Annotated in this window: 21 protein-coding genes and 1 pseudogene; 19 read left to right on the forward strand and 3 right to left on the reverse strand. The window is 35.6% G+C overall.

The features are described from left to right. Nucleotides 1-11 precede the first annotated feature (11 nt). From C240_RS03535 to C240_RS03560, 6 genes are all read left to right on the forward strand, one after another. Nucleotides 12-284 carry a hypothetical protein gene (locus C240_RS03535; RefSeq protein WP_271491048.1) on the forward strand — a complete coding sequence of 91 codons (273 nt, stop codon included), beginning with the start codon at nucleotides 12-14 and terminating at the stop codon, nucleotides 282-284. Nucleotides 285-373: 89 nt separating this feature from the next. Beyond that, on the forward strand, nucleotides 374-1501 hold the full coding sequence (locus C240_RS03540) for a class C sortase (RefSeq protein WP_271491051.1): 1128 nt from the start codon (nucleotides 374-376) through the stop codon (nucleotides 1499-1501). Between the two features lie 76 nt (nucleotides 1502-1577). Then, complete coding sequence (locus C240_RS03545; protein ID WP_271491053.1) at nucleotides 1578-2414, forward strand: class C sortase; 837 nt, start codon at nucleotides 1578-1580, stop codon at nucleotides 2412-2414. A gap of 8 nt (nucleotides 2415-2422) precedes the next feature. Next, nucleotides 2423-3355: a class C sortase gene (locus C240_RS03550; protein WP_271491056.1), complete on the forward strand. Its 933-nt coding sequence runs from the start codon at nucleotides 2423-2425 to the stop codon at nucleotides 3353-3355. 31 nt (nucleotides 3356-3386) lie between these two features. After that, complete coding sequence (locus C240_RS03555) at nucleotides 3387-4508, forward strand: DUF916 and DUF3324 domain-containing protein (protein ID WP_271491059.1); 1122 nt, start codon at nucleotides 3387-3389, stop codon at nucleotides 4506-4508. A gap of 210 nt (nucleotides 4509-4718) precedes the next feature. Then, nucleotides 4719-4841 carry a hypothetical protein gene (locus tag C240_RS03560; RefSeq protein ID WP_271491062.1) on the forward strand — a complete coding sequence of 41 codons (123 nt, stop codon included), beginning with the start codon at nucleotides 4719-4721 and terminating at the stop codon, nucleotides 4839-4841. A gap of 273 nt (nucleotides 4842-5114) precedes the next feature. Here the strand turns inward: C240_RS03560 and C240_RS03565 are convergent, their stop codons facing one another. Both C240_RS03565 and C240_RS03570 read right to left on the reverse strand, forming a co-directional pair. After that, entirely contained in the window at nucleotides 5115-5675 is a 561-nt protein-coding gene (locus C240_RS03565) for a GHKL domain-containing protein (protein ID WP_271491063.1), read from the reverse strand. 489 nt (nucleotides 5676-6164) lie between these two features. Beyond that, on the reverse strand, nucleotides 6165-6857 hold the full coding sequence (locus tag C240_RS03570) for a TVP38/TMEM64 family protein (RefSeq protein WP_271491066.1): 693 nt from the start codon (nucleotides 6855-6857) through the stop codon (nucleotides 6165-6167). Nucleotides 6858-7057: 200 nt separating this feature from the next. On the opposite strand from C240_RS03570, the gene C240_RS03575 reads away from it, so the two are divergent. The 13 genes from C240_RS03575 (at nucleotide 7058) to C240_RS03635 (ending at nucleotide 23237) form a co-directional block, all read left to right on the forward strand. Next, complete coding sequence (locus C240_RS03575) at nucleotides 7058-7855, forward strand: TIGR00282 family metallophosphoesterase (RefSeq protein ID WP_271491069.1); 798 nt, start codon at nucleotides 7058-7060, stop codon at nucleotides 7853-7855. A gap of 155 nt (nucleotides 7856-8010) precedes the next feature. Continuing rightward, nucleotides 8011-9519 (forward strand): helix-turn-helix domain-containing protein, encoded by a 1509-nt coding sequence (locus tag C240_RS03580; protein WP_271491073.1) that lies wholly within the window; start codon nucleotides 8011-8013, stop codon nucleotides 9517-9519. Between the two features lie 224 nt (nucleotides 9520-9743). Continuing rightward, nucleotides 9744-12149 (forward strand): MucBP domain-containing protein, encoded by a 2406-nt coding sequence (locus tag C240_RS03585; RefSeq protein ID WP_271491077.1) that lies wholly within the window; start codon nucleotides 9744-9746, stop codon nucleotides 12147-12149. A gap of 14 nt (nucleotides 12150-12163) precedes the next feature. Then, entirely contained in the window at nucleotides 12164-12442 is a 279-nt protein-coding gene (locus C240_RS03590) for a hypothetical protein (RefSeq protein ID WP_271491079.1), read from the forward strand. After that, on the forward strand, nucleotides 12443-13027 hold the full coding sequence (locus C240_RS03595) for a WxL domain-containing protein (protein ID WP_271491082.1): 585 nt from the start codon (nucleotides 12443-12445) through the stop codon (nucleotides 13025-13027). Between the two features lie 98 nt (nucleotides 13028-13125). Beyond that, nucleotides 13126-14181: a DUF916 and DUF3324 domain-containing protein gene (locus C240_RS03600; RefSeq protein ID WP_271491085.1), complete on the forward strand. Its 1056-nt coding sequence runs from the start codon at nucleotides 13126-13128 to the stop codon at nucleotides 14179-14181. Between the two features lie 236 nt (nucleotides 14182-14417). Further along, nucleotides 14418-14786, forward strand: a complete 369-nt coding sequence (locus C240_RS03605) for a RicAFT regulatory complex protein RicA family protein (protein WP_271491088.1) — start codon at nucleotides 14418-14420, stop codon at nucleotides 14784-14786. Nucleotides 14787-14788: 2 nt separating this feature from the next. Then, on the forward strand, nucleotides 14789-17356 hold the full coding sequence (mutS, locus tag C240_RS03610; protein ID WP_271491091.1) for a DNA mismatch repair protein MutS: 2568 nt from the start codon (nucleotides 14789-14791) through the stop codon (nucleotides 17354-17356). Nucleotides 17357-17393: 37 nt separating this feature from the next. Further along, nucleotides 17394-19478 (forward strand): DNA mismatch repair endonuclease MutL, encoded by a 2085-nt coding sequence (gene mutL, locus C240_RS03615; RefSeq protein WP_271491094.1) that lies wholly within the window; start codon nucleotides 17394-17396, stop codon nucleotides 19476-19478. Nucleotides 19479-19498: 20 nt separating this feature from the next. After that, nucleotides 19499-20053 (forward strand): Maf family protein, encoded by a 555-nt coding sequence (locus C240_RS03620; RefSeq protein ID WP_271491097.1) that lies wholly within the window; start codon nucleotides 19499-19501, stop codon nucleotides 20051-20053. Between the two features lie 30 nt (nucleotides 20054-20083). After that, nucleotides 20084-20578, forward strand: a complete 495-nt coding sequence (locus C240_RS03625; RefSeq protein WP_271491100.1) for an acyl-CoA thioesterase — start codon at nucleotides 20084-20086, stop codon at nucleotides 20576-20578. Nucleotides 20579-20673: 95 nt separating this feature from the next. Then, nucleotides 20674-21111: a peptide-methionine (R)-S-oxide reductase MsrB gene (msrB, locus tag C240_RS03630; RefSeq protein ID WP_271491103.1), complete on the forward strand. Its 438-nt coding sequence runs from the start codon at nucleotides 20674-20676 to the stop codon at nucleotides 21109-21111. A 452-nt stretch (nucleotides 21112-21563) separates the two neighbouring features. Further along, nucleotides 21564-23237, forward strand: a complete 1674-nt coding sequence (locus C240_RS03635; protein WP_271491107.1) for a peptide ABC transporter substrate-binding protein — start codon at nucleotides 21564-21566, stop codon at nucleotides 23235-23237. 101 nt (nucleotides 23238-23338) lie between these two features. Here the strand turns inward: C240_RS03635 and C240_RS03640 are convergent. Continuing rightward, nucleotides 23339-24367 (reverse strand): annotated as a pseudogene (locus C240_RS03640) (IS3 family transposase); the annotation flags it as partial.

Raw genomic sequence — 24367 nt, forward strand, 5'->3', positions numbered from 1 at the left:
ATAAGCAAGAAATGGAAGAAGACGTTTTAGGAGTGGACGTAGAAATGAAAAACTTTTACTATTTATCAGACAGGCAAAATACCGAAGGGGAATCTGTGATTCATACAATGAATTGTGTCCATGTACCATCGTTGCCTCAGCGTACGATCATTGGGTTAGCATCAAGTGGTTCAGAAGCCGTGCGATTAGCGAAACGATCTTTGATTCAACCAAAACGACGTTTGGTTCTTTGTCCAGTCTGTTGCACAGAAGATATGCGTCAAAGGATTCATTTGTTAGAGTAATGGTATAGGGGGAATGGGAAGAAGGAACGAGGGTGTTTTTTTCTTTCTACTCCACTATTTTACATAGAAAAGAAAGGACAGGGTAAGCAATGGAGATCAAAAAAAAACGATCGACACAACCAAAGAAAAAACAGCAACTACAAGAAAAAAAATCATGGCGCAAGTTTTTCATAATCGCGTTATACATAGTCGGTATTAGTGTCATTTCTTATCCCTTTGTCAGTAACGCTCTCTACAAACACGCGCAAAAACAAGCCATCACCCAATATGAAGACACAGTAGCCAAGAAAGAACAAAAACAACAAGAATTAATCAAAAAAGAAATGCAACAATACAACGAAGGTTTGTTAGGAAATGCCACAACAGACTACGCCATTGAAGCCGAACGAACCCTCTTAAGTCCTAGTGACCACGCGAAGAAAAAAGAACTGGGCGAGGTTATCGGAATTGTAGAAATCCCTAAAATAAATGTTGAACTGCCAATTTATAACGGCACCAATGAAGAACAAATCACTCGCGGAGCCGGTTTAATGCAGGGAACCTCTCTTCCCTATGGTGGTGAAAGTACCCATAGTGTGTTATCCAGTCATCGTGGTTTACCCCAAGCAAAACTGTTTACTGACTTACCCAAATTAGAGTTGGGCGATATGTTTTTTATCAAAGTAGAAAACGAAATACATAGCTATCAAGTCGATCAAATTGAAACCATTGACCCAAATGATTTTAGTCTATTAGGAATTGAAAATGGAGAAGATTACGTCACACTATTAACCTGCACACCCTATATGGTCAATACCCATCGGCTACTTGTCCGAGGCAAACGCGTTAATCCCTACAAAAAAGAAGACCATCAAAAAGAAGCTAAAAAAGGCATTTGGGAACGAATCAAAAAGATTTTATTGTATGCATTATTAATCTTGGCAATTTTATTGTTTTTCTATCTCATCAAACGTTACAGGGATAAACAAACACAAAATAAACTGAGCAAAGAAAAATCAAAACAGAAAAATAAAAAAACAACAGAAAAGAGGGAGCGAGGTGACCAACGAGCCAAAAAAGACAGATCCAACCCGAACAGCCAAAAAAAGAAAAAAGCGCCCATCGTCTCCAAACAACCAACCGGAACGACCAAAAAAACAAGTTCCGTCAAAAAGAAACCGACCCGAACAGTCCAGAACAAAGAAGTCAAAAAAAGCAGAAAACGCAAAAACATCTAAACAAATAAAAACAGGGCAATCACAACAAAATACAGCCAAGAAAAAACAAAAAAGAAACCCGTTATTCCTCTTAATTATGCTGGTTGGTTTAAGTATTTTCGCCTACCCTTTTGTCAGTAATGGCTACTATAAATGGGTCCAACGCCAAGCCAATCAAGCCTATTTTGAAGAAACTGGAAAACAAGATCTAGCCAACCAAGCAGCGATTAAAGAAGAAATGAGTGCCTACAATCAACGACTGGCAGAAGAAAAATACCAAGAACTGGAAATGCCGTTTTTAAAAGCTCAACGTGAAAATCTAACGGATAGTAAGAATCAAGAATTAGGCGAAGTTCTATCCGTGGTTGAGATACCGAAAATCCGTGTGGAATTGCCAGTATACAATGGTACAAGTGACCTTCAATTACAATATGGCGCAGGCTTACTCCAAGGAACCTCCATGCCGATTGGCGGCGAAAATTCGCACTCCGTCATCACAGGACACCGAGGTTTACCTTCAGCTAAACTATTTACCGACTTACCGAAACTGGAAAAAGGGGATCAATTCTATCTCCACTTACAAGACGAGATCCATGCCTATGAAGTCGATCAAATCAAAGTCGTTGAGCCAACCGAAATGGATGATCTGAAGATTGTTCAAGGCGAAGACTATGTCACCCTGTTGACTTGTACCCCTTACATGATAAATACCCATCGACTATTGGTTCGTGGACATCGCGTGCCGTATGAAAAAGAAAAGCGCCTGCAAGCAATTCATGAAGCACGACTTCATTTTTGGTTGGAAATTGCCCTTTATACACTAGGAGTATTACTGGTTATTCTTTATATACTTTGGCGTAAAAAACGAAAAAAACGCCAGAAGCAGCAACAAAGCAGACTGGAAACAGCGACTCGCAAAAAAGAAAGGAGCTGAACCACTGAATGAAAAAGAAAACAGGACAAGGACGTTTATTTCTTTCCCGCATCTTTTACCTGCTAGGCTTATCGATTCTTATGTGGCTACCCTTTCGCAGTGTTTCTCAACAGCTTCACCAAGAAAGCGAGCTGCAGCAGTTGTCTACCCAGTTAACTGAAGGACAGATAAACGTTTCCGATATTGAAGCAACATTAGCCAGCCAAAACGAGACCACAGAAGGAATTGATCCGTTCAACACACCCGCAGGCTCTTTTGAAGGTTACCCTGATGCAGTAGGAATGATTGATATCCCGAAAATTGGTGAGCGACTACCGCTATACATAGGTGCAAGTGACTTCAACTTATCAAGAGGTGTTGCTCAAATCAGCGGAACGAGTTTACCGTTTGGTGGGAAAAATACCCAAACCGTCATTGCCGGACATCGAGGCTGGTATGGTCCAACATTATTTTTAAATATTGACCAATTATTTCCCGGTGATTTGATTTACTTGTCCTATTTAGGGCAAGAGGGTGTCTATTCAGTAACAGGTTCAGAAGTCATCGAACCTTGGCAAACAGACAAGCTTCTTGAAACTGATAAAAATGAAGAGATTGTGACCTTATTAACCTGTCATCCTTTATTTTCATCAAAAGAACGCTTATTGGTTCACAGTCGCTTATTACCGGAAAGTGAGTTAAAAACACTCTTACAAGGACAAGAATCTTTTCAAGATAGAAAAAAATTACCAGTTGAACTCACGAAAACGGAACAACAACAGATTACAACAGAACAACCAACAACAGAAATAACCCAAGTTCCCGAAAATAGAATCACTGAAATACTCGTGAAAGTTCGTCCGTATCAATATTTCTTTTATTGGATTATTTTAGGTGTAGGGAGTATGAGTGGCTTATATACCTTGATTCAATTACTGTGGAGTTTGGTGAAAAGATCGTGATATCGATTAAAAAGACAAAGGAGAGTAAAGGATGAAACGTTACATAGTCGCTATTTTAACAGTTATCGGCTTTATGTTCAGCTATTTTTTCGGGAATATTCCAATTTGTGCAGCAGAAACCACTTTTTCAGTAAAAGCTAGACTACCAGAAAAACAATGGGATCAGAAAAAGACATATTTTGATTTACGAGTGAAACCAGGAGAAGTGGAGAATTTAGAAGTAGAAGTACAAAACTATACAGACCAAGAAATCACCGTTGCGGTTCAAACCAATAATGCGGTAACAACAGATGATGGCGTCATCAATTATGAAACAACAGATCCTAAACTGGACGAAACAATGAGTCATCCGTTTTCTGAAATGGTAGAAGTCGATTCCGAAGTGACGTTAGCACCAAATGAAACCAAGAAAGTTGTAGCTAAAGTGACAGTTCCTAAAGAATCCTTTGAAGGCATCATTTTAGGCGGATTCCAGTTTACCCATCAGAAAGAACTAAAAAAAACAGACAATAAGAATAAAGCCATTCAAACACAGGTGATTGGGGTACAATTATCTGAAAATGACGATCCGGTTAAATCAGAAGTAAATCTAATGTCAGTGAAAGCGGGACAACTAAATGGTAGCAATATGATTCTCGCAACTCTACAAAATCCGGCACCAAAAATTTTAAGCAATATGGTGGTAACAGCAGATGTATTTAAAGGAACGGGTACAAGAAAGTCGATCTATCATAATAGAAAAGAAAACCTCAACATGGCACCAAATTCTACATTTGATTACGGGATTTCAACTGAAAACCAGCCATTCAAAGCAGGGAAATACACACTGAAGCTGTTGGTTGAAGCAGATGGAGAACAATGGGAGCTGGAAGAAGTTTTTGAAATTAAGACGGATGAAGCGAAGAATTTCAATGCCAAGATGGATAAAGTAGCAAGAACAAACCATTCCTTCATTTATATCACTATCGGTATTTTTTTGTTGGTTTTCATAATTGGCGGTCTACTAATTTGGGTTATGCGTCAGAAGCAACAACAAGCTAAAAGAAAACAACCACGTAAAAAAACGAAACGACCAACGCAGCGAACTAAAAAGCTAGTGAATCCGAGAAAAGGTAATCCAGCAAAGAAAAAAATGAACTCAAGAGAAAAATAAACTAGCACTAGTGCCCTTCAAATAGTTCTATTTTAGTGAGAGGCTGAGGAAAAAGTGTTTAGATCCGAGAACCAAATAGGTATTCTTAATACATCTCTTAGAAGTTTTAAAGAGAGACTGTACTTCCTGTACCTTGTATCGTTCATCATCAATTCACGATATTCTTCGTGACTTATGACAATGTGATCGGAACAAAGTGGAGGTACTGCTTTGTTCTGGCCGTTTATTCGTATTTCAGGTGTCGAATTACTATTTGTAATTTTTGAGTCTGGATTAAAAATAAAAAAAGAGTTGACTATAGATTACTTTAGTGGTAACTTTATTGTTACTTAAGTAAGAAAAAAATTTCTTTTTTTGGATTATTTTCATAGGATTTTATTTAGGTGTGGTGATGCAGCTACTTAAAGTAATATATTTGACCACGGATCTATTAATAAAAAATATCCCAGCTGCATGTATTAGCTGAGATATTTCAATTATTTATATTTTTTCTGAATGTATTAACATATATCTTTTTTTAAAAGTTACTTTGAAATTTAAAAGCTATAAACGTTAAACTTACTATTCTAATTATATTCATTAACAGATATAAAGGAATAGAATAGTTTATTGCATATTGATCGGTAACGTGAAACTGGCAATAAAGAAACCATGTTCTCTAGAAAAAGAATATTTAACTTTTCGATACGGCTTTAATAGCTTAACAAAAATTGGGATACCCTTTCCTTGGTGATTTTCTTTAGTTGTAAACTTATTTTTGAAGATATTTTCAATTGCAACAGGCGTTTCTGATTTATTTTTGACTTCAACAAAGATAGTTTGTTTTTTTCGAATGATAGTTAGCTGGATTAATGGTTTTTCAGTTTCCATAGAAGCTTCTAGCGCATTATCCAAAAGAATCGATAGACAACGAATGAAATCAACTGGATTGATCGTTAAGTCAAAATAGGAAATACTTTCATTAGTAAAAAAATGAACGGGTATTTTAAGACTGGAACACTTTTCGAAAAAATTAAGCAGTACTCCTTGTACGGCTGGAATATTAATTGTAGAAATTTGACTAAAGTAATTTGTTTCAGTAAAAGATTTGGAATAGTTAATAATAGAAGACAAGTACGTATCAGCTTCTTCAAATTCTTTTTGATCAAGATATGTTTTTAAACTCAAAAGAATATTCCGATAGTCATGTCTAAATTCATTTGCTAAATCAACATTTTGCGATTCTTTTGCCGTTTTCTTTGAAAGAAACAGAATTTGAGTTTGTAGCTGATAAAAACGACTGATTAGATAAAAAATATAGGAAAAACAAGCTTCGAGAGCAAACAATACAATTGTTAATTGAAAAAAGGAAGAAATTGAAAACGAATAATTGGGGAAAATTAATTACTTTATAGTGAAAAATGATAAAATAAAAAGTTGTTTATATGATATATGATAACTAATTCTAATTTGGTGAATTAGTAAAATTTTTAAAAATGAATTTCTTAAAAAATATACCCTCGCTTTAGGAGTTGGCGAGGGTATATTTTTTATTTTATTTTTAAAGAGATAGCTTGATGTAGTTTTAACAGAGGCTTGTCATTTATTTAAAAGATATGAACGAAAGTGGTTTTGACTATCAGCGTTTTAGAAAAATAATGTCGGCGGTAAAAATTTTTAGGATTTTATTTTACTGTTTTCTTTTTGCTTTCGGTCTTTCTTAATTAATAAAATAAAAGCGACTAAGATTCCCACGCTAGCGATTAAAAGAACAGCTCTAGTTTCATTTCCTTTAAATAAAGCGTCACCGCCAAAGGCATATAATATAGAGGACGGAATAGAGCCAATAAGAGTCATCCAAATCAGCTGTGTAAATTTGATATTCAACAAAGTAGCTGTGAAATTGACTAGAAAAGAAGGGATAACTGGTATCATGTACGCAATGGTAATACTAATGTTTGGATGTTTGGCATTAGAAAGGGTTTGAACCCAGTGATTAGAAGCTTTGGATTTATCCATAAATTTAAATTTGTGCATCAAATAAAAACTACCCATATTACCAAGTGAATTTCCAATAATATTCATAATACTGCCAATTAAAGGACCATAACATACACCAATTAAAACCCCTACCACCGAAGTAGGAATACCTGGAATAGCCGACATGACACCAGTTAATAATATTAATAAAATTCCCGTACTTGCTTCATGCGAGCGTACACTTTTCAGTAAGGCTGTCCTGCTTTCATCGCCTTTTGAGTTAATGAACATACGAATATCCGGCATAAATTTTATAGCTAGTTGATAGATCAAAATGCTCGCAAGTAAAATCCCGATGATGATAAAAATATACTTTAATTGTTTTTTCATAGCCCAATCCTTATGATTACTTTTTATAGTTTAATAATGGTAATTTTTACACGAAAATAATTCAATATTCATTATAGCATGTAGGGTTAAAAGTAAATAGTTTAGAAAGGATAATGGATAAATATAAACATTGTTCTCTTTCTTTCCAACCCAAAAACCTCTATAATAACCTTAGACATTAAAAGAGAAGAGGAAGTTGTTTGCGCATATTATTTATAGGCGACATCGTAGGATCATTAGGAAGAGATACAATAACCACGTATTTACCAAAACTTAAAAAGAAATATCGTCCTCAGGTAACGATTGCTAATGGCGAAAATGCGGCTGCTGGTCGAGGAATTACTGGGAAAATCTACAAGAAGTTTTTACAAGATGGTGTAGATGTAGTCACTTTAGGGAATCACAGCTGGGATAATAAAGATATTTTTGAGTTTATTGACGATGCAAAAAAAATGATTCGCCCAGCGAATTTTCCAGAAGGAACTCCAGGCCAAGGTATGGTATTTGTGAAAGTTAATCAACTTGAGTTAGCTGTGATTAATTTACAGGCGAGAGTTTTTATGGCGGATTTGGATGATCCCTTTCGTAAAGCTGAGCAATTAATAACTGAGGCAAGAAAAAGAACACCGTTGATTTTTGTTGATTTTCATGGGGAAACAACTAGCGAAAAACAAGCAATGGGCTGGTTCTTAGATGGAAAAGTGAGTGCAGTTGTCGGCACGCATACACACGTCCAAACAAACGATGCTCGAATTTTGCCAGCGGGTACCGGTTATCTTAGTGACGTTGGTATGACAGGACCTTACGATGGTATTTTAGGGATGAAACGTCAGCCGATTATTGAAAAATTTATGACAGCATTACCTAGACGTTTTGAAGTGGTTGATGAAGGTCGGAGTATACTTTCAGCGTGCATTATTGACATTGATGACCAGACAGGACAGACCAAGAAAATTGAACCAATTCAAATCAGCGAAGATCGCCCTTTTGAAGAATAATATTTAATTAAATAGATAGTAAAATGGAAGCCGAGATTCTATTGGGCTTTCATTTTTACTGTGTACAATATCTAAGCTTTTAGTACCAGGAGGAAAGCAAAGTGTTCTATAATGAGGAAAAGAATGTCTGATGGAAGAGAACTAAGGAGGCGTCTATGCAAAATTCATTTATGGGGAAAAAAGAGCGGACGAAGTTTGAACTATTTAAGTCAATTGTTTTTGCAAGTGACGGGCTTAGTTTTAATGAGTTACTTCAAAAGCATAACCTCACTAAAAGTACGTTGAGTCGGTACATTAATGATTTAGCACAGGAAGTGGAAGATGCATTTGAAGGGAAAGTGCATTTAATTCAAAATAACCAGACAGGAACTTATTTGATAAGCCAAGTAGAGTCTTTTAGTTTAGGTTACTTGATCGACTACATTCATCTATATTATGTTGATAAAAGTGGGATTTTCTTTATTCTAAATGCGTTATTAAAAAATCATTATGCTTCTATTGAAGCGATGGCTCTGGATTTACATATGAGTAGTTCTTCTGTTTACAAACAATTACGCGAGCTGAAAAAAATGTTAGCTCCTTTTGGCGGGAAAATTTCATTCGATCAACATTCCAGCCGTTTAACAGGTAATGAAATCGGGATTAGACTATTTGATTATTACTCTTATTGGTCAGTGTATAAATCAATAAAAGTCAATACAGATTATCCGGAAGAATGGCTGGATATTAAGGATTTTGAAAATTATTTTGACCACGCTGCTTCTTTATCGGAATCTCAGCAAGCTAAATTCAAGTTTATCCAGTTAATTACGTTGAAAAGGGTTCTATGGCAAAAAAACTATGTAGAGTTATCAAAAGAATTTTTTACGGATATTGTATACTTTGATAATAAAGAGGCTGAAATATTACCATTGTTGGAAAAAAAATTGCCTAAGAAAATCTATCAAGATGAACGGGCATTATTATTATATGGAATCAGAGGCTTAGTTTATAATCTAGATTCTCTAGAGACGAAAAAGAAAATCGTGTCTAATTATCAGCAATCTGCTTTAGAAATTGCTGTGTATACCACAAAGTTAATGGAAGATGTTCAAAAACAGTTTAATCTTGAATATACAGAAGAGGGGTATATTAATTTTTACTTTTACCTTATTATCTTACTGATTTACATTAAGCATATTAATATTGATATTTCGGGCTACTACAAAAATGCTTTATCTTTCCACTCAATCATTGATTACAACGAAGAAAATGAAGAAGTTTTTCAAAAGATTAATGAAATTGTTGAACGTCAGGAGTTTTATCCTAAAATTAATAAAAAATCATTAAAAGGGGTAATGTCTATTCTTTCGTTAACGATTTATTCGGGAATTTATTTAAGTAAAAAAGCTGGCAGAATATCAATTTGTGTAGTATTTAATAATAATTTAATTTTGGCAGATGGGATTAAGAAAGTAATTACAGACATATATAATAAAGATCGGATTTTATTTACAAATGATGTAGCATTAGCGGATCTGGTTATTTCGGATTCTTATGAAGGAGTCGGTTCGCAGACAGAATTTTTTTATTTTGATGATCAGTTAAATCCCAAGCAATGGAAGCAAATGGTTGAAGCGATTAATGAAATTTTCTATGATACAATTTTCGGGTCAGGTTATTAAAAATATCGTTATTTATTTATATTTAAAAGGGCAATATGAAACGGATTTTCCGCTTTGTTTTGCTCTTTTTTTTGTTATAGATAGACTGATTATTAATTTTTGGAACAGATTGTTTCAAAAACACGCATTTTTTTTCTGAAAAAAATTGTATTATTTCATATAAGAAAATAATAATTATTTCAATGACCAAATATATAGTGCGTTTAAGCAGATAGGGGAGAAAGATGAAAAGAAGAATGTTAAGGTTACTTGCTTTGTTTTTCGGTCTTTTATTTACTATCAATTCTGCAGAAAAAGTATTTGCAGATGGGACTGCACCACCAACTGGATATCCATTAGGTGTTTCAACGAAAACCAATTTAACTGCTGGCGGGACGATTTACTTTAATACCGATCAGCTTCAGGAAAAACAAATGGTGGGCCAGTTTTTAGCGAAGAATATTACTTCCAATGGTTCTTCAGGATTGTCAAAGGGTGGTTTTCAAAATTACCAAAGTACTTTACCTTCATGGGGATTTGATCAAATTGATCCTGCTGTTGTTTCTGACACAATTACGGGCAGTGATATTATCCGTTGGTACGCTAATGACACAAGTTTTAAATATGTAAATGGAGAAGATTTACACTATTTTCTAAATAAGATGCCTTCGGATGAAGATGTTAATCTAGCATTGAAATATTATCCAGAATTACAGGAAAATTTTTTTAGACGTGTGTCGAATGATTCACTTGAATCATTTCCTTCCTTTGTAGACAATGGCATTTCTGATTTTTCCCAGCTTACAGGAAATATTCAAATGGCGAGTGATTATTATGGGAGATTAACAAGTAGCGAAGAACCAATTGTGTATAATTCAGCAGTATCAGCCGCTGAAGTGAACACGGAACAAACAGTTATCAATCCTAATGATTGGGGCGGTCAATCAACACTTCAAATCAATATAGCTTTAAAAAAAGGAGTTACCGACCAAGCTGTAATTGTAGTTGATGTAGATGGACAGATCGATCATTTTGATAAAGCGCAAGATATCTCAATTAATTACACGAATTACGATCCAGATACGATGTTGCCGCCATATTTGATTATTAATTATAAGCATTTTCCATCATTTAATTTTAGTGGAAGTACCTTCTTTCATGCAACGGCTTATCCAAGTTTGCCGGGAGAAGAAGAATATGCATTTGAAGGAAATCAAGGTGTTTTCTTTGAAGGCAAATATGCGGATAAAGCAGTGCCGTTGATCCAGTCTGATAGCCATACGATTTCAGAAGAATTAAAAGATAAAACCTATAAAACAGCTTTACATCTGATTCATAATTTTAATGATGAAGAACAAGAGATCCAGTTTCGAAGTAACGCTTCGCTATTTATTGGTACAGTGTTAGCGCCTCGTACATCAGTTACGATAGATGATACACAAGGACGAGTTTTAGGTAGTGTTATTTCAGGGTACGATATTCATACAAACATGTCTATTAATACAGAAGAAAGTGAAGTGCGGTTTGATAGTGAAGATTTTCCTGGATTAGGTGACATCGTTGGTGAAAAAGAAGTTCAAGCACCTGTTAAAGAAGGGGAGAAATTTACTTATACAGGGGCTGAGAAGAGAACGCTGTTTACGATTAATCAAAAAATACCGACTTATTCCCCTAACAGACCAATTAATCAACTGACAATCACAGATGATTTAGACGAATCGCTAGCAATCGCTACTGAAGATGTGGAGATAACTGATGATACTGGTATAAATGCATCTGATCGATTTACTATTAGCAAAAACTCAGAAAATAAATTGATTCTCGAAGCTACCGCAGCTAGTTTAGCAGATAAAACTTTTTATGGAAAAACGTATACGATTAAATTGATTGGGAGCCTCACGATAAGCTCAGATAAGTTAGAAGATCCTGAAACTAAACAAGTAGTTGTTCCCAATGTTGCGGAAGTAACTGCAAATGATGAAATGAAAACCAGTAACGAAGCTTATCTTACTGCTGATTTAATTCAAGGAGCACCTGTTACTGTAAAATATTTAAACGAAGACGGTCAAGAAATTGCGCCAACTGAAGAGTTAACTGGGAAAATAGGTATGCCTTACCAAACACAAGCCAAAGAAATTTCAGACTATACTCTAGCAGACATATCTGGTAATGAAAACGGGATGTTTTCAAGTGAGTCTCAAACAATTATTTATACGTATCAAGGTCATCTAACTTTTAGCGCGGTACCAGATCAAATTAGTTTTGGAACCCATGAATTATCCAGCACGGATCAAGAATACGGAATTGAAACGAAAGACAAAGATATTGTGGTGAAAGATACCAGAACATTAGGTTCTAATTGGCAATTAAGAGCAACTTTGAATAAATCTCTTACTGGAAATAAAACTAACAATGTTTTATCAAATGCATTGTTTTATGTGAAAAATGGCACAATTTTTCCTTTAGAAATTGGATCATCAACGATCATAGCGTCAGCTGTAACAACCACTCACGATGACGTTAATGTGTCCAACCAGTGGAATGACGAAGATGACGGATTAAAAGTAGTCGTAAAATCAGGAGAAGCACTAGCAGATCAGTACTCTGGCGAAATCGGCTGGGAATTATACGATGTTGTATCCAATGATTGATAAGGAGACGTCAAGTGAATGATAAAAAAAGAAAATGGTTTCTATTACTATTGATCGGTGGTTTCTTACTGTACGTTTTAAGTATGAAAGAAGACATTGTCGTTGCAGAAAAATCAAATGCGAAAGTTGGCTTTTACGTAAATGACAAAAAGAAACAGCCTTTGAACAGTAATCTGCCATATACAGGCGAAAATAAACAAGATAATGAATTACTAATTAGTGGAATATCCATTCTGTTGATTGTAACAGGAATGATATCATATAAAACTTTAATGAATAGGGAGAAAATTTAGATGAAAGCAAATAAAATTTTTCTAGGATTAGCAACAGTTTCAATGGTTTTGAGTGGAAGTTTAGTCGTAAATGCAGAAGAAACTGAAAGCAAAGATTCAAAAGGTGATATTGGTTTCACAGCGCCAACAGAAGGTGCTCTTACAATGCTAAATGTTGCAGACTTTGATTTTGGTTCTAATCCAATTTCAGCAAAAGACGAAGTATACAAAAGCAAAACAGATTCAGTAACAACTGTTCAAGATATCCGCGGAACAGAAACTGGCTGGACGGTTCAAGTAGCGCAAAATGGGCAATTCAAAGTTGGTAATAAAGAATTAGACAATGCACAAATTACATTAAAAACACCAACAATTTCAGATAAATCTACAGGTTCAGCAGAAGCTGAAACAGAAGTAGTTTTAAACACAGATGGTTCAGGTGCAACAATTTTAGATGCTGAAAAAGGTCAAGGTAATGGCGTAACAATCGAAAATTTTGCCAAAGATGCTGCTACATTATCAGTACCAGGTGAAACCGTTAAAGTAGCAAAACAATATGAAACAACATTAACATGGACATTGCTGGATCAACCAGAAAATAATTAATTTAGAACGTAAAAATTTTATACAAAGTTGGAAAATGTCTATAGACTTTCTTTCAATTTTGTATAAAATCATACATAGCAAAAAATGGAGGGAAAACGATGTTAAAACGTACATTAAAAGCTTTATTGTTATTAACAGGGTTAGTCATGGTAGGAACAGTAGGGTCACTAAATGTTTGGGCGACAGATGCTGATTATGAAGTTAAAGCGATTCCCTCACCTAATCAAGTAGATAAAAATAAAACATATTTTGACTTAAGACTAGAACCAGAACAACAAGAAGACATCACGGTCAAAGTTACAAACCATTCAGATCAAGAAAGAACAATCAATACCGATGTTCAAACCGCAACGACTAATACAAATGGTGTAGTCGAATATATCAACAGTCAAAAAAATAAATCCATTGATTTGCCATACAATATTAGTGAGTTAGTCAAAACAGAAACAAAAGAAATCACCTTAGCACCAAATGAATCGAAAGATGTTGTTTATGCTATATCAATGCCGGAAGCTGATTTTTCTGGTGTATTATCCAGTGGTATTATTTTTACAAGTAAAAATGAAGCAGAAACAGAAAGATCAGATTCAGATGTTGCGATTAATAATCAATTTGGGTATGTAATTGCTTTAGTACTTCATGGAAAAGAAGAAGTAACTTCTGATTTACAGTTATCCAATGTAAATTTAGGTCAAATTAATAATCGTAATGTAGTATTTGCACAATTAGCGAACCCTAAAGCAGCTTACCTTAACCGATTAAACATCACTGCAAAAATCAAAAAGAAAAATAGCGATCAAGTTCTTTACGAAACAGAAAAAAATGATATGCAAATGGCGCCAAATTCAGTTTTCAATTATCCTGTAAGTTTACAAGAAACAGAATTTAAACCGGGGAAATATGTGCTGTCCATCCACGCTGAATCCAAAGGACGTAAGTGGGATTTTGAAGAAGAATTTGAAATTAAGGCAGATGAAGCGAAATCATTAAATGAACAAGCCTATGTTCATCATGAAAAAACGAATTACTGGTGGTTAATCATTTTAATTCTAGTAATCATCGTATTGATCCTATTATTTATGATTTATCGCAAAAGACAACAAAAAATCAAAGCATTGGAAGAACAATTAGAAGAATTGAAAAGTAAAGAATAAATTAGTAGCAGAGCTGTCTGAGTATAGATAGTTCTGTTTTTTTACGTAAATTTCAAATGAAGCGAAAACTGTTTAGCTTTGTCACTGAAAACTAATGATTTTTGAAATATGAATTTAAAAAAATTATAACAAAACACTGACTATTTTTTCGTAAACTGTTGAATCTGCTTGATTTATGTTAAAATAAGTAGACCTATTAAGGAATCAAATCTTACACAGAATAAAGGTGTGAAATCATGGAGCCATCCATTACAGATAAAAAAATCAATGAAGAATTAATGAAATTATTAGCGTTGATTGGTGAAGATGAAATGATTCGACGCTATAAAGAATTGGAAAATAAAGTCCAAAATAATCAAAAGTTGACTGATTTAGTAGAACAGATCAAAGCGGCGCAAAAAGATGCGGTTCAATTTGCTCATTACGATAAACCAGAAGCTGAAAAAACAGCGATTAAGCGAGCGGATGAATTGACCAAAGAATTTGATGAACATCCATTGGTTGTTGCCTATCGCGAACAATTAATGGAAGTAAATGACCTACTACAGCATGTCACTGACATGATTCAATACAGAGTAAATGAAGAATTAGAGAAGGAAGGGTAACTATGCCGCAAAAAACCAAAAACACGCCAATGATGGAACAATATTTAGCAATTAAAGACCAATACCAAGATGCATTTCTTTTTTATCGCTTAGGTGATTTTTACGAAATGTTTTACGAAGATGCGATCAATGCATCTCAAGTGTTGGAATTAACCTTAACCAGTCGTAACCGTAATGCAGACGATCCGATACCAATGTGCGGTATTCCCCATCATGCAGCGCAAGGTTACATCGATACATTAATTGAAAAAGGCTATAAAGTAGCAATTTGTGAACAAGTAGAAGACCCTAAAACAACTAAAGGAATGGTTAAAAGAGAAGTTGTTCAACTGATTACGCCGGGAACAGTGATGAATAGTAAAGGCTTAGAAGCCAAAGATAATAACTATTTGACTGCGGTTGTTGAAGAGGATGGACAGTTTGGTTTAGCTTATGTTGACCTAAGTACAGGAGAATTGAAAACAGCGGTATTAGCCGATGAAGATGGACTGATTAACGAAGCTTCCGCGCTGCAAACTAAAGAAATGGTTTTAGGCAGTGAACTGTCAGAATCCTTAAAACAAACATTGAAAGATCGTTTAAATATTATTTTTTCTGAACAAAACCAAGCAGAAGAAAATGCAGAATTTAGTTTTTTAACAAGTGAATTAACTCAAGCACTACAAATAGATGTCACTGGGAAATTATTAACCTATTTAACGACGACACAAAAACGAAGTTTAGCTCATATTCAAAAAGCAGTAGAATATCAGCCGGATCATTTCTTAAAAATGGATCATTATTCTAAATTTAACTTAGAATTAACTCAATCCATCCGCACTGGTTTAAAAAAAGGTACACTTTTGTGGCTATTAGATGAAACAAAAACTGCAATGGGTGGTCGTTTATTAAAACAATGGTTAGACCGTCCCTTAATTCAGGAAAAACAAATTCAAAGCCGCCAAGAAATGGTGCAATCATTATTAAATGCATATTTCGAGCGCGTTGATTTACAAGCCACGCTAACGAAAGTTTATGACTTAGAACGTTTAGCTGGACGTGTAGCATTTGGAAACGTGAACGGTCGTGATTTAATTCAGTTAAAAACATCGTTGGAACAAGTACCGTTAGTTCGTGAATTGATTGTTGGGATTAACCAAGGTGAGTGGAATGACCTCTTATTAGATTTAAACCCTGCGGAAGATATTGTAGAATTAATCAATCGTGCAATCAATGAAGAAGCACCGCTAGCAATTACAGAGGGTAATGTCATTAAAGACAATTACAATGAAAAACTAGATGAATATCGGGATGCGATGCGCCACGGTAAGCAATGGTTAGCCGAATTGGAAGCCAAAGAACGTCAAGAAACAGGTATTAAAACCTTAAAAGTCGGTTTTAATCGAGTATTTGGTTATTACATTGAAGTCACAAAATCTAACTTAGCAAACCTAGAAGAAGGTAAGTACGAACGCAAACAAACCCTAGCAAATGCAGAGCGCTTCATTACACCTGAACTAAAAGAAATGGAAACACTGATTTTAGAAGCGGAAGAAAAATCTGTCGATCTAGAGTACCAATTATTCTTAGAAGTTCGTGAACAAGTTAAAGCCAATATCGAACGTCTACAAAAACTAGCGAAAACAATTAGTGCAGTGGATGTTTTACAAGCATTCGCTACAGTGAGTGAAAGATATCAATATGTGCGTCCAACCTTGAAAAGTAATAGCAAAGAACTGCATATTGTTGAAGGTCGCCATCCAGTTGTAGAGAAAGTTTTAGGGCACCAAGAATATATCCCGAATAGTGTTCATATGAGTAAAGAAAATCTGATTCTCTTAATTACTGGACCAAATATGTCTGGTAAAAGTACCTATATGCGCCAATTAGCGTTAACCGTCGTGATGGCACAAATCGGTTGTTTTGTACCAGCCGAGTCCGCTGAGTTACCGATTTTTGATCAAATATTTACCAGAATTGGTGCATCAGATGATTTAATTGCCGGACAAAGTACCTTTATGGTAGAAATGATGGAAGCTAACCAAGCCTTACGTCATGCTACGCCAAACAGCTTAATTTTATTTGATGAGTTAGGTCGTGGAACAGCAACATATGATGGGATGGCACTGGCACAAGCGATTATTGAATATATTCATCGAGAAGTTCAAGCGAAAACATTATTCTCTACTCATTATCATGAATTGACTGTTTTAGATGAAACACTTTCAGGATTGAAAAATATTCACGTGGGCGCTGTAGAAAAAAATGGTGAAGTCGTCTTCCTGCATAAAATGATGGACGGACCAGCAGATAAAAGTTATGGTATCCATGTAGCTAAAATTGCTGGTTTACCAAGTGATTTATTAGAGCGGGCTGCAACGATTCTTACAGCACTAGAATCAGAAGAACAACCATTGAAAACTGTAGAATACACAGATGAAATCAAAGAAAACACCGAACAATTATACTTATTTAAAGAAGTCTCGACAGACGAATTAGGTGTAATTGATACGTTGAAGAAGATCAACCTATTGGAAATGACCCCAATGGATGCTTTAAACAAATTATACGAACTACAAAAAAGAATTTAAACATAAATAGAGGCTGAGAACGGAGAGGAATACGCCAATGGGAAAGATACAAGAATTATCAGAACAGCTTGCCAATCAAATCGCCGCTGGTGAAGTAGTAGAACGTCCTGCATCAGTTGTTAAAGAGCTGGTAGAAAATGCGATCGATGCTGGCAGTACTCAAATCGATATTTTTATTGAAGAAGCTGGTTTAAAAACAATTCAAGTTATTGATAATGGCGAAGGGATTGCCAAAGAAGATATTTTAAGTGCATTTAAGCGTCATGCGACTAGTAAAATCCACACAAGAGATGATCTTTTCCGCATTCGCAGTTTAGGGTTTCGTGGTGAAGCATTGCCCAGTATTGCCTCTGTTTCAGAAATTACCGTAGAAACAGCTGTTTCAGAAGAAGGTGAAGGCAGTTTTATTCAAATGAAGGGCGGTAAAGTTGAAGAACATCGTCCGTCAGCTTTAAGAAAAGGGACAAAAATCACTGTATCTAACTTGTTTTTCAATACGCCTGCCCGTTTAAAATATGTTAAAACTATTCAAACTGAACTAGCCAACGTCGGTGATATCGTCAATCGTTTAGCATTAAGCCATCCTAACATTGCTTTTCGTTTAGTTCATGATGGCAATAAAATGATGAACACTACTGGTAATGGCGATTTAAAACAAACAATTGCAGGGATTTACGGTATCGGAACCGCGAAAAAAATGCTGAAGATCGAAGCAGAAGATTTGGATTTTAAATTAACTGGCTATGTTTCTTTACCGGAAGTAACTAGAGCAAGTCGCAATTATTTATCGACAATCATTAACGGGCGCTATATCAAAAATTTTGCACTAAATAAAGCAATTGTTGAAGGTTACGGCTCAAAACTGATGGTAGGCCGCTTTCCATTAGCTGTTGTAGAAATTGAAATGGACCCGCTATTAGTGGATGTAAATGTTCATCCAACTAAGCAAGAAGTACGTCTAAGTAAAGAAAAAGAATTAATGACACTTATTAGTGATGCTATACGTGAAGTGTTAAGCTATGAGCAGCTAATTCCTAATGCAGCCGATAATTTACGTTTTAAAAAGAAAGTCGAACAGCAGCCTAAAGTTGAACAAATGGAAATTCCTTTACCTCAGCCAGAAGCAGCGGCGAAACCAATTCGTAAACCAGGAAGTTTAGGCTATGATTCTACTAGTGGAAACTTTTTTGTAAAAGAAACGACAGCGGATTTTTCGACAAAAGCTACTGTACAAAATCAAACCCAAGAATCATCAACTGTTGATCTGGATAGAGAAGCCTTGCTGGCGCATGCTTTTAGTTCACCATCTGAAGAACCTATTCCAATTTCTGAAAATTCACCAGAAATAGAACAAACAGCGATGATTGAACCAGCTGCTGTGTCTTCGGAAACTGCAGAAACATCTACCATTGATGAACAGGTTTATGAAGAAGAATTAAGTCATCATCCTGAATTTGATTTTTCAACTTCGGGTTCAGACCGTGAATTAACACAAGCTTTAAATAAATTGTCTGACGATCGACCAAAAGAACGTTTTCCAGAACTGGAGTATTTTGGTCAGATGCATGGTACTTACCTTTTTGCTCAAAGTAAAGATGGCTTATACATCATCGATCAGCATGCAGCGCAAGAGCGAATAAAATATGAGTATTTTAGAGAAAAAATCGGCGAAGTTTCCGATGATTTACAAGAATTATTAGTACCTATTGTGATTGACTATCCAAATAGTGATGCTCTGAAAATCAAAGAACAAAAAGAAACGTTAGCAGAGGTGGGGATTCATTTAGAAGATTTTGGACAAAATAGTTTTATTGTCCGTGCTCACCCGACGTGGTATCCGGCAGGTGAAGAAGAAAGCATCATTCGTGAAATGATCGATATGTTTTTAACCACTGGTAAAGTTAGTGTAAAAAAATTCCGCGAAGCAACAGCGATTATGATGAGCTGTAAACGTTCGATTAAAGCTAACCACTATCTAAATGAACAACAAGCGCGTGTTCTTTTAAAAGACCTTGAGACGTGTGAAAATCCATTTAACTGTCCTCATGGTCGTCCTGTGTTGATCCATTTTACCAACTCAGATATGGAAAAAATGTTTAAACGAATTCAAGATCCACATTAAAAATAAAAGAAGGTGTTCTAATGACAGTTATCTTAGCTTCACAATCCCCTCGACGAAGGGAATTATTGAGCCGAATTGTTTCTGATTTTGAAGTGATTCCTGCTGATATTAATGAAGAGGTGAAAAGTTATTTTACCCCGATGGATTATGTCCTGACGATGGCTGCTCAAAAAGCGGCACATATTGCCAAGCAATACCCAAATGATTTAGTAATCGGCTGTGATACGATTGTGACAATTGACAATGAGATCATGGGAAAACCAACTTCTAGAGATGATGGCTTTCGAATGCTAAAGCAACTAAGCGGAAGAACACATAAGGTTTATACAAGTGTAGTAGTGATGAAAGACGATCAAGAATCTTCAGCAACTGTTCCAGCAACAGTTGAATTTTATGAGCTGACAGATGAAGAAATCAATCACTATCTAGATACAAAAGAATATGAAGACAAAGCTGGTGCTTACGGTATTCAAGAAAAAGGTGCTCTATTTGTCAAAAGTATTCAAGGTGACTACTATTCAATTATGGGATTACCAATAGCAACTTTATATCGGATGTTGCCGGCTTTTGATTAGTCTGTTAATAATGAAAGAAGGAAACAAGCAATGAAATGTTCACAAACCAGAGCGGTTCAAACACATATTATTACTTATCCCCATTTAAATTTTCATAAAACCCTTTTTGGTGGTCAATTGATGGCTTGGCTAGACGAAACAGCAGGGATTTCCGCAGTTCGAATGTCTAGAGCTGCAATTGTAACAGCTTCAGTAGATCATTTAGATTTTCTCGCGCCGTTGAAAGATCGTCATTCCGTTTGTATTGATGCGTATGTATCAGGTGTTGGCATACGTTCAATGGAGATATTTGCAAAAGTTATCGGAGAAGATTTACTTTCAGGAGAACGTTATTTAGCAGGTACCTGTTTTATGACTTTTGTTGTGCCTAAAGGAGCTGCTTTACCTGATAAAATCGAACCAGAGACCAAAGAAGAACAATTTATTTGTTCAGGATATGAGGCAAGAAAATTAGCCAGACAAGAGAAACGACAAGAAAGTGTTGATCTTGCGAACAATATTGATCTTGAAATGCCTTGGAATTAAATGCTATTAAACGCTGACTTTCAAAACAGAAAGTGAGTGTTTTTTTCTTAACAGTGTTATGATAACAGTAACAAAAAACAAGGATGTGATTCGTTATGGAAAAACCATCAAAAGAAGAATTAAAAACCAAACTATCTGATATTGAATATGCAGTCACTCAGGAGAATGCGACAGAACGTCCATTTACTGGTAAATATGATGATTTCTATCAAGATGGAATTTACGTCGATATTGTAAGTGGTGAGCCGTTATTTAGTTCAACAGATAAATATGACGCTGGTTGTGGTTGGCCATCGTTTACTAAACCAATTGAAAAACTTGGCGTGAAAGAAAAAACTGATTTTTCTTTAGGGATGCATCGTGTTGAAGTAAGGAGTAAAGATGCTGACTCACATTTAGGTCATGTTTTTACAGACGGACCACAAGAGCAAGGCGGGTTACGTTATTGTATTAATGCAGCAGCCCTACGTTTTGTTCCAGTAGAAAAATTAGAAGCTGAAGGCTACGGAGATTATAAAAATTTATTTGAATAATAAAGTGAATGAAGGCACCTAGAAACTTGTCTTTTTCACACTATTTATTCCGATTTTCGTTGAGGTTGGGACAGAAGTGTTTAACTCCGAGAACCGGGTAGGTACTGTGCAACATCAACTCGGTTCTCGTTGTGTTTTACAGCAATAAGAAGGAATTCACGAAAATTGCTCTTCAAATTTTTGTGAATTTCAGCTTATTTCCGAAGCCTTCAATTCTTAGAGCTTTAGCTCTTAGAAATTGTTGTGATCGGAACGAAGTGAAGTAGTTGCTTCTGCACCCACCGTTTATTAGGAAACTAAGAGCTTGAAACATAACTTTTTGAGTTATGTTCCAAGCTCACTTTTTTTGTTTGAATAAAAAATATTGCTATTTGCTTTTTTTTCTAGTATTATAAAAACACTCGAAAGATTAAAATTCGGTAACAAAAATATGATTTATTGAGGAGAATAAAATGAAAAAGACAACAGCAATCAAATTAACAAGCATCATGATGCTTTCAACTTTAGTCTTAGCAGCCTGCGGGGGCGGCGGTAAGACAGATTCTACAGATAGTGGTTCTGACGGAAATAAAGCAAGCGGGGAACAATTATTTAGAGTTGTTGTTCAGCAAGAAATGCCAAGTGCTGACCTCTCTTTAGCCACAAATACAATTAGTTTTGCGGCATTAAATAATGTGTATGAAGGACTTTACCGCTTAGATGAGAAAAGTAAACCTCTTGCAGCAGGTGCTGCAGAATTAGCTGATGTAAGTGAAGATGGCTTAACGTATAAGTTTAAGCTTAGAGAAGATGCAAAATGGTCGAATGGTGACCCAGTTGTCGCTGATGATTATGTCTATGGTTGGCAACGTACGGCTGATCCTAAAACAGCTGCAGAATATGCATATATGTTTGAATTAGTAAAAAATGGTGCTGATGTTACTGCTGGTAAAAAGGACTTAGATGAGTTAGGCATCAAAGCCAATGGCGATTACGAATTAGAAGTAACGCTTGAAAGACAAACGCCTTATTTTGATTATCTGCTAGCTTTCCCATCATTTTTCCCGCAAAATAAAAAAGCGGTAGAAGAATTTGGTGCAGATTACGCAACAAGCAGTGATACATCTTTCTACAATGGACCATTTACGCTTACTGATTTTGATGGCCCTGGAACAGATACAGAGTGGTCATACACGAAAAACGATCAATACTGGGATAAAGATACTGTTCAATTAGATAAAATTGCAGTGAATGTCGTAAAAGAAGCACCGACTTCATTAAACTTATTCCAAGATGGACAAGCTGACGATGTCATTTTAAGTGGCGAATTAGCGAAACAAATGGCAGATGATCCACAATTAGTCATTGAAAAAGATGCTCGTACTTCTTACTTGGAATTTAACCAAAGAGATGCAGATTCACCTTATCACAATGCGAATTTAAGAAAAGCAATCTCTTTATCTATCGACCGCGATGCTGTCGTAAATCGTATTTTAGGCGATGGTTCAATTGCTTCAACTGGTTTAGTACCAGAGGGGATGTCATTTTCGCCTACAGATAATGTTGATTTTGCTGACGAAAATAAAGATTTATTAACTTACAATAAAGAAAAAGCCAAAGAATATTGGGAAGCAGCCAAAAAAGAACTAAACATTGATTCATTCAAATTTGATATCGTTGGTGATGATACTGATTCTACGAAGAAAATTCTAGAATATATCCAAGGAGCAGTAAAAGAAAACTTGGATGGCGTTGACGTAACCGTAACATCTGTACCATTCACTGTCCGTTTAGACCGTGGTAAAAATGGGGACTTCGATGTAATTATGGGTGGTTGGGGTGCTGACTATGCTGACCCAAGTAGTTTTACAGATTTATTCGTAACTGGTAACTCATATAACAGAGGTCAATATTCAAATGAAGAATATGACAAACTTGTAGAAGCTTCTGGCACGACCAATGCTGGTGATCCAGAGAAACGTTGGAATGATATGGTAGAAGCGGAAAAAATTCTGATGGAAGACATGGGTATTGCTCCTGTTTATCAAAAAGCTGAAGCGCATATGCGTAACGAAAAAGTTAAAGGTGTTGTTACTCATGGGGCCGGTGCAAGATATGATTATAAATGGACCTATATTTCTGAATAATATCTAAAAAAACAGCTAAGGCTGATGTAGTGACCCCAAAAAGTTAGACTTTTTCGGAGTGGAGAAATCCACTCCGTTTTTCTGTGTATTTATTGATGATTTTAGGCAGCTTTCAATGCCGCTTTTCTAAATTGAACCGGACTCTGCCAATTTAGTTTTCCCTTTATGCGCTCATAATTGTAGTAATGAATGTAGCCATCAATTGCTTGTTTCAACTCTTCAAAGCTATAATATTCCCTTCCATGATAGATTTCTTGCTTTAATAGACTAAAGAAATTCTCCATGATCGAATTATCTAAACAGGTTCCTTTACGGGACATGCTCTGGAAGATTTTATGTTCTTTTAATTTGTAGTTATAGGCTTTCATTTGGTAGGCCCATCCTTTCTTTCCACGATAAGAATGATAACGGCGAGATTTCCTCGTGAATGAGCGAACTTCAATACTCAGCTTTCAAATCAAACGTTGAACCTTCTTCTTATTTACATGGAACCCACGATTTCCCAACTCCTTTGTCATACGCAAACAGCCATAATCCTTATGATGTCTTCTTATTTTAAGCATTTCCTCTTCGATTTCTTGATCTGGATTTTCTCGATCAAAGCGTTTTTGCCAATACATAAAGGTTGATTTAGGAAATTTCAAGGTTTCAAGAAGCTCAACTAGTTTGAAGGATCCTCGGAGGCTGTCGATGATTCGTGCGATTGATTCTTTCGTCTTTGTTGGGCTTCCTGTTTTCGCAGCTTCCTCAATTCTTTTAAAAAGGCATTTTCAATCTGAAGGGCACGCACTTGCTTTTCTAATTCCTTAATACGATCGCGTTCTTTAGGTGTTTCTTTCTTTGTTTTCTTCTCTTCTTTTTTCTTAGTCAAAATGGATGGACCTCCTTTCGTCTTTGAGAGCCCATCTATTCCTTCTGCACGAAAGATTCTCATCCAGTTGGTGATTAATGCAGGATTATTTATCCCTAGATGATTCGCCACTTCACGATAGGACAGCTCAGTTGTTTGATATAACTCTATCGCATCCATCTTGAATTGAACAGGGTAACTTTGGTTTTGGCGTTTTCGCAGAAGCCCTTCTTCACCGAACTCGTGATAAGCATTGAGCCAATCTTCCACCTGCTTTTTT

Source organism: Enterococcus sp. 5H, assembly GCF_028128615.1.
GTDB lineage: Bacteria > Bacillota > Bacilli > Lactobacillales > Enterococcaceae > Enterococcus_L.